The sequence below is a fragment of the Clostridium fessum genome (genome assembly GCF_003024715.1).
Taxonomy (GTDB): domain Bacteria; phylum Bacillota; class Clostridia; order Lachnospirales; family Lachnospiraceae; genus Otoolea; species Otoolea fessa.
The window spans coordinates 144,706-158,924 of the sequence record NZ_PYLO01000007.1; the positions used below are offsets into that span (position 1 = coordinate 144,706).

Annotated in this window: 12 protein-coding genes, 2 tRNA genes and 1 rRNA gene; 14 read left to right on the forward strand and 1 reads right to left on the reverse strand. The window is 49.3% G+C overall.

The features are described from left to right. Positions 1 to 95: 95 nt before the first annotated feature. A complete protein-coding gene (locus tag C7U56_RS15055) occupies positions 96 to 1,832 on the forward strand; it encodes a phospho-sugar mutase (protein ID WP_107001893.1) in 1,737 nt (578 codons plus the stop codon). Between the two features lie 53 nt (positions 1,833 to 1,885). Here C7U56_RS15055 and C7U56_RS15060 read toward each other — a convergent pair whose 3' ends face one another. Beyond that, positions 1,886 to 3,031: a putative ABC transporter permease gene (locus tag C7U56_RS15060; RefSeq protein ID WP_107001894.1), complete on the reverse strand. Its 1,146-nt coding sequence runs from the start codon at positions 3,029 to 3,031 to the stop codon at positions 1,886 to 1,888. 329 nt (positions 3,032 to 3,360) lie between these two features. Here C7U56_RS15060 and C7U56_RS15065 point away from each other — a divergent pair, with 329 nt between their 5' ends. From C7U56_RS15065 to C7U56_RS15125, 13 genes are all read left to right on the forward strand, one after another. Continuing rightward, entirely contained in the window at positions 3,361 to 4,914 is a 1,554-nt protein-coding gene (locus tag C7U56_RS15065) for an ABC-F family ATP-binding cassette domain-containing protein (protein WP_107001895.1), read from the forward strand. Positions 4,915 to 5,427: 513 nt separating this feature from the next. Beyond that, positions 5,428 to 6,429 carry a rod shape-determining protein gene (gene mreB / locus C7U56_RS15070; RefSeq protein ID WP_022359104.1) on the forward strand — a complete coding sequence of 334 codons (1,002 nt, stop codon included), beginning with the start codon at positions 5,428 to 5,430 and terminating at the stop codon, positions 6,427 to 6,429. A gap of 33 nt (positions 6,430 to 6,462) precedes the next feature. After that, entirely contained in the window at positions 6,463 to 8,829 is a 2,367-nt protein-coding gene (gene recD2 / locus C7U56_RS15075) for an SF1B family DNA helicase RecD2 (protein ID WP_107001896.1), read from the forward strand. Continuing rightward, positions 8,826 to 9,575, forward strand: coding sequence for a ComF family protein (locus tag C7U56_RS15080; RefSeq protein WP_233430294.1), 750 nt, complete (start codon positions 8,826 to 8,828; stop codon positions 9,573 to 9,575). Before recD2 ends, C7U56_RS15080 begins: the two co-directional genes overlap by 4 nt. Before the next feature lie 186 nt (positions 9,576 to 9,761). After that, positions 9,762 to 10,604 (forward strand): YcxB family protein, encoded by an 843-nt coding sequence (locus C7U56_RS15085; RefSeq protein ID WP_107001897.1) that lies wholly within the window; start codon positions 9,762 to 9,764, stop codon positions 10,602 to 10,604. Between the two features lie 242 nt (positions 10,605 to 10,846). Beyond that, positions 10,847 to 11,011, forward strand: coding sequence for a 50S ribosomal protein L33 (rpmG, locus tag C7U56_RS15090; RefSeq protein ID WP_207722866.1), 165 nt, complete (start codon positions 10,847 to 10,849; stop codon positions 11,009 to 11,011). 58 nt (positions 11,012 to 11,069) lie between these two features. Next, positions 11,070 to 11,273 carry a preprotein translocase subunit SecE gene (gene secE, locus C7U56_RS15095; protein ID WP_022359100.1) on the forward strand — a complete coding sequence of 68 codons (204 nt, stop codon included), beginning with the start codon at positions 11,070 to 11,072 and terminating at the stop codon, positions 11,271 to 11,273. A 17-nt stretch (positions 11,274 to 11,290) separates the two neighbouring features. After that, positions 11,291 to 11,809, forward strand: coding sequence for a transcription termination/antitermination protein NusG (gene nusG, locus C7U56_RS15100; RefSeq protein ID WP_022359099.1), 519 nt, complete (start codon positions 11,291 to 11,293; stop codon positions 11,807 to 11,809). Between the two features lie 69 nt (positions 11,810 to 11,878). Next, positions 11,879 to 12,304 (forward strand): 50S ribosomal protein L11, encoded by a 426-nt coding sequence (gene rplK / locus C7U56_RS15105; protein ID WP_022359098.1) that lies wholly within the window; start codon positions 11,879 to 11,881, stop codon positions 12,302 to 12,304. Positions 12,305 to 12,371: 67 nt separating this feature from the next. Then, positions 12,372 to 13,067, forward strand: a complete 696-nt coding sequence (rplA, locus tag C7U56_RS15110) for a 50S ribosomal protein L1 (RefSeq protein WP_022359097.1) — start codon at positions 12,372 to 12,374, stop codon at positions 13,065 to 13,067. Positions 13,068 to 13,335: 268 nt separating this feature from the next. Beyond that, positions 13,336 to 13,421: transfer RNA gene (locus tag C7U56_RS15115), tRNA-Ser, on the forward strand. A 44-nt stretch (positions 13,422 to 13,465) separates the two neighbouring features. Further along, positions 13,466 to 13,554, forward strand: a tRNA-Ser gene (locus tag C7U56_RS15120). A gap of 177 nt (positions 13,555 to 13,731) precedes the next feature. Then, a 16S ribosomal RNA gene (locus C7U56_RS15125) occupies positions 13,732 to 14,219 on the forward strand; the annotation flags it as partial.

The following is a 14,219-nucleotide window of genomic DNA, read 5'->3' on the forward strand; positions in this document are numbered from 1 at the left end:
AATAGTAACCGAAATTCTCTTTATTTTTCAGAATAATTATACTATAATGGAGAAAAAGAAAGTCATCCTAGAAGAAAGCAGGGGGTAAGTGAATCATGAAGGATTACATGACGATTTACAAAGAATGGCTGGAAAATCCATACTTTGACGAGGCAACGAAAGAGGAATTACGCGCCATTGAGGGCGATGAAAATGAGATTAAAGAGCGTTTCTATATGGATTTGGAGTTTGGTACGGCAGGACTGCGCGGCATCATCGGTGCAGGTATTAACCGGATGAATATCTACACCGTCCGCCGTGCGACCCAGGGACTGGCAAATTACATCATCAAGCAGGGCGGCGCGGCAAAAGGCGTGGCGATCGCATTTGACTCCCGTCATATGTCCCCGGAATTTGCCGAGGAAGCAGCGCTGACACTGGCGGCAAATGGCATCAAGGCGTACCGGTTCGAGACGCTGCGCCCGACGCCGGAGCTTTCCTTTGCCGTCCGCGAGCTTGGCTGCATCGCCGGCATCAACATCACCGCCAGCCACAACCCGCCGGAGTACAACGGCTACAAGGTTTACTGGGAGGACGGCGCACAGTTTACACCGCCGCATGACAAGGGCGTGACTGAGGAAGTTATGGCGATCACCGATCTTTCCACCGTTAAGACGATGGGAGCACAAGAGGCAAAGGCAAAAGGACTCTACGAGATCATCGGTGCAGCGATCGACGACAAATATATTGCACAGGTCAAGGCACAGGTAGTCAATCAGGGCGCGATTGACCGCATGCAGGATCAGATCACGATCGTGTATACACCGCTTCACGGCACGGGCAATATCCCGGCACGCCGTGTGATGAAAGAGCTTGGATTTACCCATGTATATGTGGTTCCGCAGCAGGAGCTTCCAGACGGCGATTTCCCGACCGTCAGCTATCCGAACCCGGAGGCAAAGAAAGCATTTGAATTGGGACTGGCTCTGGCAAAAGAGAAAAATGCAGACCTCGTTCTGGCAACCGATCCGGATGCCGATCGTCTGGGCGTGTATGTCAAAGATACCAAGTCCGGCGAATACATTCCGCTGACCGGCAATATGTCTGGCTCCCTGCTCTGCGAGTATGTGCTCAGCCAGAAACAGGCAAACGGCAAGATTCCGGCAGATGGACAGGTTGTTAAATCCATCGTTACGACGAATCTGGTAGATGCAGTTGCGAAGAATTACGGCGCAGAGCTCATCGAGGTTCTGACCGGATTTAAGTGGATCGGCAAACAGGTTCTCAAAAATGAGCAGGAAGGCAAAGGAACCTATCTGTTTGGCATGGAAGAGAGCTATGGCTGCCTGATCGGTACATACGCACGCGATAAAGATGCCATTTCCGCGACTGCAGCACTCTGCGAGGCGGCTGCCTATTACAAGGAAAAAGGCATGACGCTGTGGGATGCGATGGTCGAGATGTACGAGAAATACGGCTATTATAAAGATGAAGTGAAGTCCATCGGCTTAAAGGGCATTGAGGGACTGGCAAAGATTCAGGAGATCATGGAATATTTCCGCGCCCACACACCGTCCGATTTTGCTGGACATAAAGTGCTGGCTGTCCGCGATTACAAGGCAGATACCGTCAAGGATCTGGCAACCGGCGAGGTAAAACCGACCGGACTTCCATCCTCCAATGTTCTCTACTACGAACTGGAAGACAACGCATGGCTCTGCGTCCGCCCGTCTGGAACCGAGCCGAAGATCAAGTTCTACTACGGCGTGAAAGGTACCTCCCTGGAAGACGCGGCAGCGAAATCAGAGAAGGTAGGCGAGTCTGTGATGACGATTGTCAATGGACTGCTGTAGAAAAATAAAAAGAAGATATGAAATAAGTTCCTAAAAGAAATAGGACCATTCGTTCATGCGAAAGGTCCTATTTTTGTGCTATTTTGTTCTTTTAATTCTTTCAACGCCGCTGCAAATTTCGACGAAACCGCAGTAGGATTTCCTCTTAGCAGCCCGCGGCGGTAGAAGGCATGGAGCTTTTTAGCCGGGCGCAGGGACTGGCGGCGGTGTTTGAGTTCTTCTAACCGGGTGCTCAGGCGGGTGAGGCGGTTGTCGAAGGCGATGCGGGCATCGACTTCGGTGCGGACTTCGGCAATGCGCTCGTTGACGCGCTGTTTGGCAGCTTCGATGCGTTCTGCGTTTCCTGCTTTGGCAGCTTCGATGCGGGAGGTGGTTTCTTCTCGAACATCGGACAGGCGTTTTTCGGCGAGTGCCTTGGTCTCAGCCAGGCGCTCTTTGTGTTCGGTGGCAGCCGCCTGCAGTTGTCTGGCAGTCTCGGCGCGTGCGGTTGCCAGGCGTTCTTCGGCGTCACTGCGGATGGCGGCAAGTCTGCGGGCGGCTTCTGCCTGGGCGGCTGCCAGTTTTTCGGCTGTTTCTTCACGGGTCAGAGCGCCGCGCTCAATGGCTTCCTCACGCAGCAGCTCGATCTTGGACTGTAGCTCTTCGATATCGGCTTTGAGCTTCGTCATAGCTTCCAGCGTATGACCCAGAGCCAGGGCTGCCTTGATGGATTCGTAAGCATCGGCGGTGAAAAGAACGCTGATGACGAAATCGCAGATGAGCAGGATAACCGGAGGAACCGCAAGCACAGTGCGGGCGATCGGATCATGGATGACATCGGTCATAAGGATCGTCAGAAATCCCCATGCGATCGAGGAACTCAGGCAGATATAGCCGTGCAGCTGGAACGGCTGGCTGCTGTAATCCCAGTAGCGGACCTTGAATAGGCGTTCCATGACGGCGCCGGTGACATATTCAAGCGCCGTGGCGGCGATAAAACCGGAAATATAGACGAGGGGCAGGCTGTCCCGCACCGGCAGGGACACCCAGAGCATCATCACCGCGCCGGAACCGTAGAGCGGCAGCATCGGAAGCCTCAGAAATCCGCGGTTGACGAGCCGTTTCTGTTTCAGGGAAACATAAGTCGATTCGAAAATCCACCCTAAAAAGCAGTATACATAGAAAAAAGCTAGCCATTGGTACCAGGTATAGGTATACATAAAACCTCCTTTAGAAAATCAAGTCATTTTCTCATTGGTTGAAAAACGTATCTAAAATGAAGTTGTTTCTTATCTTACTATATAAATCTAGAAAAGTTCAAGGCATCTGGGTGAAAAAAGATAATTCCAAAATCTCCGCTTGCCACAAAAGCATGCTTCGTGTACAATAAATCGAAGTCGGCTTTGCCACAGACAGCAGGCAGACGTACAGAAAGCAAATCTTATATGGAGTGGAGTTGTTTTCCAGGATAAAATTTGCAGAAAAACAAAGAACAATTCAACAAATACAAACAATTTACAATAAAAAGAAAAATAGGAGAGGTACACACGTGAGTATACTGAATGTAGAACATTTAAGCCACGGTTTTGGTGACCGGGCGATTTTTCAGGATGTTTCGTTCCGCCTGTTAAAGGGTGAGCACATCGGTCTGATCGGTGCGAATGGCGAGGGTAAATCGACGTTTATGAATATTATTACCGGGCATATGCAGCCGGACGAGGGAAAAGTAGAGTGGTCAAAGCGGGTGCGCGTCGGCTATCTGGATCAGCACACGGTGCTGGAAAAAGGCATGACGATCCGCGAGGTTTTGAAGAGCGCATTTTCCTTCCTGTTTGAGCTGGAAGTGCAGATGAATGAAATCTGCGACCATCTGGGCGAGGCATCGGAGGATGAGATGAACGTGATGATGGAAGAGCTGGGAACGATCCAGGATCTTCTGATGAACCACGATTTTTATTCCATCGATGCGAAGGTGGAGGAAGTCGGACGTGCGCTGGGGCTGACCGATATCGGTCTGGACCGCGATGTAACGGATTTGAGCGGCGGACAGAGAACGAAGGTACTGCTCGGGAAATTGCTTCTGGAAAAGCCAGATATCTTGTTGTTGGACGAGCCGACGAACTATCTGGATGTGCAGCACATCGAGTGGCTGAAACGGTATTTGCAGGAATATGAAAATGCGTTCATCCTGATTTCACACGATGTTCCGTTCTTAAATAGCGTAGTAAATATCATTTATCATATGGAAAATCAGCGGCTTGACCGCTATGTGGGCGATTACGACAAGTTTCTCGAGGTGCACGAGGCGAAGAAAGCGCAGCTCGAGGCAGCGTATAAGCGTCAGCAGCAGGAGATCGCGCAGCTGCAGGATTTTGTGGCACGCAATAAAGCGCGTGTTTCCACGCGAAATATGGCGATGTCCCGCCAGAAAAAGCTGGATAAAATGGATGTGATCGAACTGGCGAAGGAAAAACCGAAGCCAGAGTTCAACTTCCTGGAGGCGAGAGCCTCCGGAAAATGTATTTTTGAGACGGAGGATCTGGTGATCGGTTACGACGAGCCCCTGTCCCGTCCGCTGAACCTCTATATGGAGCGCGGCGAGAAGATTGCGATGGTCGGTGCCAACGGAATTGGAAAGACGACGCTTTTAAAGAGTATTTTAGGTTTGATTCCAGCAGTGTCCGGCAAGGTGACGCTGGGCGATTATCTCTCCATCGGCTATTTCGAACAGGAGATGGCGCCGGGCAATACGACGACCTGCATCGATGAGATCTGGAAAGAATTTCCGTCCTACACCCAGTACCAGGTGCGTTCCGCACTGGCAAAATGCGGTCTGACGACCCAGCACATCGAGAGCCAGGTGCGCGTGCTCAGCGGTGGCGAGCAGGCAAAAGTGCGCCTGTGTAAGCTGATCAACCGCGAGACGAACCTTCTGCTTCTCGACGAGCCGACGAACCATCTGGACGTTGAGGCGAAGGAGGAGTTAAAGCGTGCGCTGGCGGCGTACAAAGGAAATATCCTTCTGATCTGCCATGAACCGGATTTCTATGAGGGATTCGCAACGAATGTCTGGGACTGCAGTGAGTGGAGTCTGAAAATATAAGAAAAAATGTTTTTGAGCGTACCCCAACATTCAGTATAGAGCCCTTTTTTTAGGTGTCTGGCGCTGACAAAAAACAGGAACGCCATCGGCTGAGAGTCCGACGGCGTTCCTGTTTTTCTTAAATTGGGAATGGTAGGTATATATAAAAAAGAAATTGGCTTAGGGGGGCCGGACGATTTGTATCGTCCGGTATGAGTATGAAAAAGCTTTTTTATTTCAAGTAACACTTGAAACAAAGGCCTGTTACCCTTTCGGATAACATACTTGTATTATAGGAGAAACTTGTGACTAAAATATGTCCCTTTCATAAAAAAAATATAAAGTCCATAAAAAAATAAAAACCTCTTTCAAAAGAATCGAAAGTTGTATATAATAGTAAGTGGTATAGTCCGCTCTAAAACAATGCGCGGGCTGGATGCAGCGAAAAAAGCTGAAATAAAGAAGATAAAATACAATGAAACTCATAGATTTATGTACTCAAGAGTGCATATTCAGAGCAGGAGGAAAACAACTATGTTGATGTCCAATGATATTGGTATCGATCTGGGTACAGCCAGCATCCTTGTATATATCAAGGGAAAAGGCGTCGTACTGAAAGAGCCGTCCGTAGTGGCGATCGATCGGGATACGAATAAGATCATGGCGATCGGCGAGGAAGCCCGCCTGATGATCGGCAGAACCCCTGGCAATATCGTAGCGGTCCGTCCGTTGCGCCAGGGGGTTATTTCAGATTATACAGTGACAGAGAAGATGATGAAATATTTCATCAACAAGGCAGTCGGCAAGAAGACACTCCGCAAGCCGCGTATCAGCGTCTGCATCCCGAGCGGTGCGACCGAGGTAGAGCGCAAGGCGGTTGAGGATGCGACTTACCAGGCTGGCGCACGCGAGGTTTCGATCATCGAGGAGCCGGTAGCAGCTGCGATCGGCGCTGGTATCGATATTTCCAAGGCGTGCGGCAACATGATCGTAGATATTGGTGGTGGTACGGCAGATATCGCCGTTATTTCTCTGGGCGGTACCGTAGTCAGCACTTCTATTAAAGTGGCTGGTGATGACTTCGACGAGGCACTGGTCCGTTACATGAGAAAGAAACACAATCTTTTGATCGGTGAGAGAACCGCTGAGGAGATCAAGATAAATATCGGTGCGGCATACCGCCGTCCGGAGGTAATCACGATGGAAGTGCGCGGACGAAATCTGGTTACCGGACTTCCGAAGACGATCGTTGTCACATCCGACGAGACGCTGGAAGCGCTGCGCGAGCCGGCACTCCAGATCGTAGATGCCGTTCACAACGTACTCGAGCGGACGCCGCCGGAATTGGCAGCCGACATTTTTGACCGTGGTATCGTACTGACAGGCGGCGGCGCACTGTTAAGCGGTCTGGATGCCCTGATCGAGGAGAAAACTGGCATTTCCACGATGATCGCAGAGGATCCGCTGACCGCAGTTGCGATCGGAACTGGTAAGTTTATCGAGTTCGCACACGGTGAGAAGAAAAACTACGATTAAAGAGAACCGCCGGAAGGCGGATAGCATAAAAATATGGCAGCAGTTAAAGGATATATTGAAAAAATAAAATACCGCAATGAGGACAATGGCTATACGGTTCTCTCTATCAGCGGCTTGGACGACGGGGAGGAATATGTGCTGGTTGGCACTTTTTCCTACATCGCAGAGGGCGAGATGATCGAGGCGAGCGGGCGTATGACCGAGCATCCGATTTACGGGGAACAGATGGCGGTGGAAAGCTATGAGCTGAAAGCGCCTGAGGATACTGTTTCCATGGAACGATATTTAGGCTCCGGCGCCATCAAAGGCGTCGGGGCTGCTTTAGCTTCCAGGATTGTTAAAAAATTTAAGGCGGATACATTCCGCATCATGGAAGAAGAGCCGGAACGCCTCGCGGAGGTCAAGGGAATCAGTGAAAAAATGGCGATGTCCATCGGTGAACAGGTCGAGGAAAAGCGCGATATGCGCCAGGCGATGATGTTTCTGCAAAATTATGGCATTTCCATCAATCTGGCGGTTAAAATCTACCAGGAATACGGTCCGGCAATGTACACGATTCTCCAGAACAATCCGTATAAGCTGGCGGACGATATTCCGGGCGTCGGTTTTAAGATGGCAGACGAGATCGCGGCGAAGATAGGAATCGTGGCAGATTCGGATTTCCGCATCAAGAGCGGCATCCTGTATACACTCTATCAGGCGACGGCGAACGGGCACACATACCTGCCGGAGGACGAGCTGGCGGATCGGGCGGCAAAGCTTCTACAGGTTGAGATTTCCGAGATTGACAAGCATCTGATGGATATGCAGATGGATAAACGGCTGGTGATCCGGGAGAGGAAAAAGCAGAAAACAGCAGAAATGGATGTTTTTGTTCAGGCGGAATCGGCAGTGTCGGGGCAGATGCAGCCGCAGCCAGATGTTTTGGGTGAACCGAATGCATCAAATGTATCAAATATAGCAAACGCCCCGGAACGCGCCGTTTATGCATCACACTACTATTATACCGAGCTAAACACCGCCCGCATGCTGCACGACTTAAACATCACTGGTTCCGAATCGGAAGAACAGATTCGGAAAAGTCTGGCAGTCATCCAGAAAGAGGAACAGATCGAGCTGGATGAACTGCAGATCCGCGCGGTGATTGAGGCGGTCAACTGCGGACTTTTGGTAATCACGGGCGGTCCGGGTACCGGAAAAACGACGACGATCAACACGATCATCCGGTATTTTGAAAAGGGCGACATGGATATCCTGCTGGCAGCCCCGACCGGACGCGCAGCAAAAAGGATGACCGAGGCGACAGGCTATGAGGCGAAGACGATTCACCGCCTGTTAGAGCTGACGGGAATGCCAGAGGAGGATGAGAAGAGCCGGACGACTTCGATGCATTTTGAGCGGAACGAGGACAATCCGCTGGAAGCTGATGTCATCATTATCGATGAAATGTCGATGGTGGATATCAATCTGATGCATTCGCTGCTCCGGGCGGTCAATGTCGGCACACGTCTGATTCTGGTGGGTGATGTGGATCAGCTTCCGAGCGTCGGACCGGGCAATGTCCTGCGTGATATCATCGAGTCAGAGTGTTTCCATGTGGTAAAGCTAACCCGGATTTTCCGGCAGGCGGCGCAGAGCGATATTATCGTCAACGCCCACCGCATCAATGCCGGAGAGCGCATTCCGATTGGAAAGTCAAGCAGGGATTTCCTCTTTATAAAGCGTGATGATCCGAATGCGATCATCAATGCAATGATCACGCTGGTACGTGAAAAACTGCCGAATTACGTCCATGCCGATTTGTTTGAGGTACAGGTCATGACGCCGATGCGGAAGGGAGTGCTGGGATCGATACGGTTAAATTCCATTTTGCAGGAATTTTTAAATCCGCCATCGGCAGAAAAGGCGGAAAAAGAGTATGGCGAGACGACGTTTCGTGTGGGCGACAAGGTCATGCAGATCAAGAACAATTACCAGATTGAGTGGACTTCCTACAACCGCAGCGGCATCCCGGTGGACAAGGGAGCCGGCGTGTTCAACGGGGATCTTGGGCGCATTCGCGAGATCAATACCTTTGCGGAGCTGGTAATCGTGGAGTATGATGAGGGAAAACGTGTCGAGTACAGCTTCAAGCAGCTGGAGGAGCTGGAATTGGCATATGCGATCACGATCCACAAGTCGCAGGGAAGCGAGTATCCGGCGGTCGTGATTCCGGTCTGGAGCGGACCGCAGATGCTGATGACGCGGAATCTGATTTACACGGCGGTTACAAGGGCAAGAGCCTGTGTCTGCCTGGTCGGTGTCCCGTATGTGTTTCAGCAGATGGTGGACAATGCGATGGAACAGAAGCGCTATTCGGGACTGCGCGACCGCATTGAAGAAATTATGGAGACATTGTGATAAAAAATATAAAATGGAATCAATTCCCCCGCGCCACTCTGGATGCGCTATGTCCAAGGCGCTGCCCGGTCTGCGGGGAGATCGTGACGCCGAAGGGCGGGCTTATCTGTCCTTCGTGTCTTTTGAGGCTTTCGCCTGTCAAATCGCCGGTTTGTCAGAAATGTGGAAAAGAAGTTTGGAGTGAAGAAATCGAATATTGTCCAGACTGTGTGAAACACCGCCGATCATTTGCGCGTGGGATGGCACTCTTTAACTATACGGAGGAAGCTGCGCGCTCGATGGCAGCGGTTAAATATAAAAATAAGAGGGAATATCTCGATTTTTATGCCGAAGCTGCAGCGGAAAAGCTGAGGCAGTATGAAAATCGGGAGGAGTGGCAGTTTGACGGTCTGGTTCCCGTTCCGGTCCACCCGGCGCGGAAACGGAAACGCGGTTTCAATCAGGCGGAGGTTCTGGCAAAGCGGATGGGCGAGCGGCTGGAAATGCCGGTGTACCCGGAATTTCTATATCGGATACGAAATACAGAACCCCTGAAAGAGCTGAATCCAGATGAACGGCTCCGGAATTTACAGCAGGCGTTTCAGGCAGATGCGGAGGCAATCCGGGCAAGTGGTGTGCAAAACGTGCTTCTCGTGGATGATATTTATACGACCGGAAGCACGGCGGAAGCGTGTACCCGGGCGCTTCTGTCTGCGGGGATCGAAAAAGTCTGTTTTTTTGCCGTTTGTATTGGACAAGGACGCTAAAGTGGGATATGATAGAGAAGATAGGCAGAGGGAAGCCTTATAAGTGGAAATACTCCGGCATTTCTGGATGAAAAGAATAGTAGAAATCATTTGAATCTAAAAGTTTGCGGGAGAGGCAAAAAGAGGTTCAGGAGACGGAAGGAATGCGGGGGAGATTTCAAGTAAGAAAGAAAAGGAGTAAAAAGAATGCAGGAATTTGAATATCGCCTGGAAAAGGAAGATTATAAAAACTGGATTCACTGGAACGTGCTTAAGCATGAGTCCAAGAAAATGAAGATGGTGTCGGCACTCTTATATGTCGCATTTTTAGCTCTCTTTCTGGGAAAAAATGTGATGCAGGCAAAGGGCAATCTGGTTCTTCTTGTACCGTCCATCGTGATAGCGGTGCTGGTCGGCATCGGCATGTTTTACATGATTTCAAACCAGAACCAGGAGCGGATGATCTGGAAACGGAGCGGACTTAAAAATTTGGAAAAGACGGGCAATTTCCCAGTCGTACATCTGACGCTGGATGAGAAGACATTGACCATGACGGTTGCGGCACAGGAGATGACCAAGACTTACAGCTACAGCGACATTGAGCAGATGGTTGAGATTGAGCGGATGTATCTGCTTGAGACGAACGAGAAAACCTGGCAGTTTATCGCCAAGTCGGCCTTTTCCAGCGAGGAAGAGCAAAAGCAGTTTGAGACATTCATGAATGAAAAACTTGCGGATGCCAAGGAAAACCCGGAAGAATATCCATCCGTGACAAAAAAACCGAAAAATGCGGAGAACCAGGAGGGCGGCGCCCTGCATCAGAACGCCGCGCTTGAGGATGATGTTGTGGAAGCTGATGAGCCGGAGATCACCCGCGTGGATACAAGCCATATGGGTAAGATTGGAAAAATGGCGCATTTTATCGGAAACCAGGCGGCAGATGAGAAAGAAACCGATGAGCCTGAAAAGGCGGAGCCGGATACCACAGACAGTCATGAAAATGTGGAAGAAAAGACAGATGCTGTAAACGAGGAGAAAATGGACGAGTAAACCTTTCTGATTGTTTTATAGCATCTGAAATACGAGGCGCGGGCAGAATCTGGTTCCAGCCTGCACTAAGTGAAAACGATATCTATAATATAAAAGAGGCGGCGAATGTCGGCAAGTTATTGCTTGACGTGCCGCTTCTTTTATGATATAGTAGACGGGCGAATGGAAGAACATAGGTCTTTTTTTTATGCTCAAAAACCAGATTTCCGGTTGGAGAGTGGAAAGATCGCATACTAAGAAAAATGGAGGTGGAAGTTGTGCGTACAAGAATTACACTGGCATGCACAGAATGCAAGCAGCGCAATTACAACATGACCAAGGATAAGAAAACTCATCCGGACAGAATGGAAACCAAAAAGTACTGCAGATTCTGTAAGACACACACGTTACACAAAGAGACGAAGTAAGAGTAACTGGTTGGTTCTGCGCGATCGGGCATCTGCCTGAGCGCTTTGGAGGACAAAAATGGGTGATACAGAAAATACCAAAAAAGCTCCTAAAAAGAGTTTCTGGAAAGGTCTAAAAGCTGAGTACAAAAGGATCATCTGGCCTGACAAAGAGACAGTTACGAAGCAGACTGGAGCGGTCATCGCCGTTTCCGTTGCGCTGGGACTTATCATTGCGGCTCTTGACACGGCAATCGTGTTTGGACTGCACTTCGTTATGTAAAGGCAAAGGTGAGAAATATGGCAGAAGCAAATTGGTATGTAGTGCATACTTATTCCGGCTATGAAAACAAAGTAAAGGTTGACATCGAAAAGACGATCGAGAACCGGAACCTTCAGGATCAGATCTTAGAGGTTTCCGTGCCGATGCAGGAAGTTATCGAAGTCAAGAATGGAGCCAATAAACAGGTTGCCAAGAAGATGTTTCCCGGATACGTACTGATCAACATGGTTATGAATGATGATACCTGGTACGTAGTACGCAACACCCGCGGAGTGACCGGGTTTGTTGGTCCGGGCTCCAAACCGGTTCCTTTGACGGAAGAGGAGATGGCCGGTCTCGGATTTAAGGAAACCGGCGTTGTCGTTGACTTTGAGGTCGGCGACACGGTTGTTGTAACGACAGGGGCATGGAAAGATACCGTTGGTGTTATCGAGTCCATCAACGAGGAAAGACAGACCCTGACGATTCGTGTAGAACTGTTTGGCCGTGAGACACCGGTTGAACTGAACTTCACAGAGATCAAGAAGATGATGTAAAGAGGTTCATTTATGAGCCTGTGGGAGGGAAATCCCCGCAATTACCACAATTTATAGGAGGTGCCAACAATGGCAAAGAAAGTTACAGGATATATTAAATTACAGATTCCTGCTGGAAAGGCTACACCAGCTCCGCCAGTAGGTCCGGCTCTTGGACAGCACGGTGTAAACATCGTACAGTTCACGAAAGAGTTCAACGCTAAGACAGCAGACCAGGGCGATATGATCATCCCGGTTGTTATTACTGTATATGCTGACAGAAGCTTCAGCTTCATCACAAAGACTCCGCCGGCTGCCGTTTTGTTAAAGAAAGCTTGCAAGATTAAATCCGGTTCCGCTACACCGAACAAGACTAAGGTAGCTAGCATCTCGAAAGAGGATCTGCAGAAGATCGCAGAATTAAAGATGCCTGACTTAAATGCAGCAAGCCTTGAAGCTGCTATGAGTATGATCGCTGGTACAGCAAGAAGTATGGGTATCACAGTTGCCGAGTAATTTTCGGGATGTTTATCAGTAACGTGGGAGGGAATTCCCCGACAATACCACTAGGAGGTTTTTTATAATGAAAAGAGGAAAAAGATACGTAGAGGCTGCTAAATTAGTAGATCGCGCAAGCCTTTATGAAGCTGCAGATGCCATCTCCATCGTGAAGAAGGCTGCAGGTGCTAAATTCGATGAAACCGTAGAACTTCATATCAGAACTGGTTGTGACGGCCGTCATGCTGATCAGCAGATCCGTGGTGCAGTTGTACTGCCGCACGGAACTGGTAAGACCGTTCGTATCCTTGTATTTGCTAAGGGACCGAAGGCAGAAGAGGCTCAGGCTGCAGGCGCAGATTTCGTAGGCGCTGAGGAGCTGATCCCGAAGATCCAGAACGAGGGATGGTTAGACTTCGACGTAGTAGTAGCTACTCCGGACATGATGGGCGTTGTAGGACGTCTTGGTCGTGTACTTGGACCGAAGGGCTTAATGCCGAACCCGAAGGCTGGTACTGTTACTATGGATGTAACCAAAGCTATCAATGATATCAAAGCCGGTAAGATCGAGTACAGACTTGATAAGACTAACATTATCCACGTGCCAGTAGGTAAAGCTTCCTTCACAGAGGAGCAGTTAGCGGACAACTTCCAGACGCTTATTGACGCTATCCTGAAGGCAAAACCAGCTACCTTAAAGGGCGCTTACTTAAAGAGCGTAACCATGACTTCTACCATGGGCCCGGGCGTTAAGCTGAACGTAGGTAAGCTGATTGGCTAATCAGAAGACGTTATAGAATCAAGAGGATGAGGGACTTTTGGGTCTTTCGTCCTCTTTTTTTCGATTGTCGAAAAAATATAAATAAAGTCAAAAAAACAGTTGACTTTATACTTTAGTAGTGATAAAATATGTTCTGTTGCCGCTGAGAAAGCGGAAACAAAAATTAAAGAGTCAAGACGCACAGGTGATTGTGAAAACTTTCAAAAAGAAAGTGAAAAAGTCCTTGACAAAAATGAATATCCATTATATAATGGTTAAGCACATTTTTGGAGAGATATCGAAGCGGTCATAACGAGGCGGTCTTGAAAACCGTTTGTCCGAAAGGGCGCGTGGGTTCGAATCCCACTCTCTCCGTTTCAAGAGCGGTTATTAATTTTATAAGATATGAAAATCAACCTGCAGAAGTACCCAAGAGGTTGAAGGGGCTCCCCTGGAAAGGGAGTAGGTCGTTAGTAGCGGCGCGAGGGTTCAAATCCCTCCTTCTGCGTTCGATGCGAAAGCATCAGGAACCTTGAAAACTGAACAGTATGTAAAACCCTGAAAATTCTAAGAACAAAGGCTTTTGGTTAAGCCTTGAAGTTCAAGAGAACATTCAGAACAAAACCAAAACAACAGTAATAACGGTTAAAATTAGCCAAGCGAATTTTGACTGGAATCAAAACTTTAACATGAGAGTTTGATCCTGGCTCAGGATGAACGCTGGCGGCGTGCTTAACACATGCAAGTCGAACGAAGCAATTTAGCGGAAGTTTTCGGATGGAAGCTAGATTGACTGAGTGGCGGACGGGTGAGTAACGCGTGGGTAACCTGCCTCACACTGGGGGACAACAGTTAGAAATGACTGCTAATACCGCATAAGCGCACAGGATCGCATGGTTCGGTGTGAAAAACTCCGGTGGTGTGAGATGGACCCGCGTTTGATTAGCTAGTTGGTGGGGTAACGGCCTACCAAGGCGACGATCAATAGCCGACCTGAGAGGGTGACCGGCCACATTGGGACTGAGACACGGCCCAAACTCCTACGGGAGGCAGCAGTGGGGAATATTGCACAATGGGGGAAACCCTGATGCAGCGACGCCGCGTGAGTGAAGAAGTATTTCGGTATGTAAAGCTCTATCAGCAGGGAAGAAAATGACGGTACCTGACTAAGAA

What these genes read in the sequence shown, in the direction of transcription:
- mreB (WP_022359104.1), top strand. Translation starts at nt 5,428, where the DNA reads ATGTTGATGTCCAATGATATTGGTATCGATCTGGGTACAGCCAGCATC.
- C7U56_RS15085 (WP_107001897.1), top strand. Translation starts at nt 9,762, where the DNA reads ATGCAGGAATTTGAATATCGCCTGGAAAAGGAAGATTATAAAAACTGG.
- recD2 (WP_107001896.1), top strand. Translation starts at nt 6,463, where the DNA reads ATGGCAGCAGTTAAAGGATATATTGAAAAAATAAAATACCGCAATGAG.
- C7U56_RS15055 (WP_107001893.1), top strand. Translation starts at nt 96, where the DNA reads ATGAAGGATTACATGACGATTTACAAAGAATGGCTGGAAAATCCATAC.
- rplK (WP_022359098.1), top strand. Translation starts at nt 11,879, where the DNA reads ATGGCAAAGAAAGTTACAGGATATATTAAATTACAGATTCCTGCTGGA.
- secE (WP_022359100.1), top strand. Translation starts at nt 11,070, where the DNA reads ATGGGTGATACAGAAAATACCAAAAAAGCTCCTAAAAAGAGTTTCTGG.
- C7U56_RS15060 (WP_107001894.1), bottom strand. Translation starts at nt 3,031, where the DNA reads ATGTATACCTATACCTGGTACCAATGGCTAGCTTTTTTCTATGTATAC.
- rplA (WP_022359097.1), top strand. Translation starts at nt 12,372, where the DNA reads ATGAAAAGAGGAAAAAGATACGTAGAGGCTGCTAAATTAGTAGATCGC.
- nusG (WP_022359099.1), top strand. Translation starts at nt 11,291, where the DNA reads ATGGCAGAAGCAAATTGGTATGTAGTGCATACTTATTCCGGCTATGAA.
- rpmG (WP_207722866.1), top strand. Translation starts at nt 10,847, where the DNA reads ATGGAGGTGGAAGTTGTGCGTACAAGAATTACACTGGCATGCACAGAA.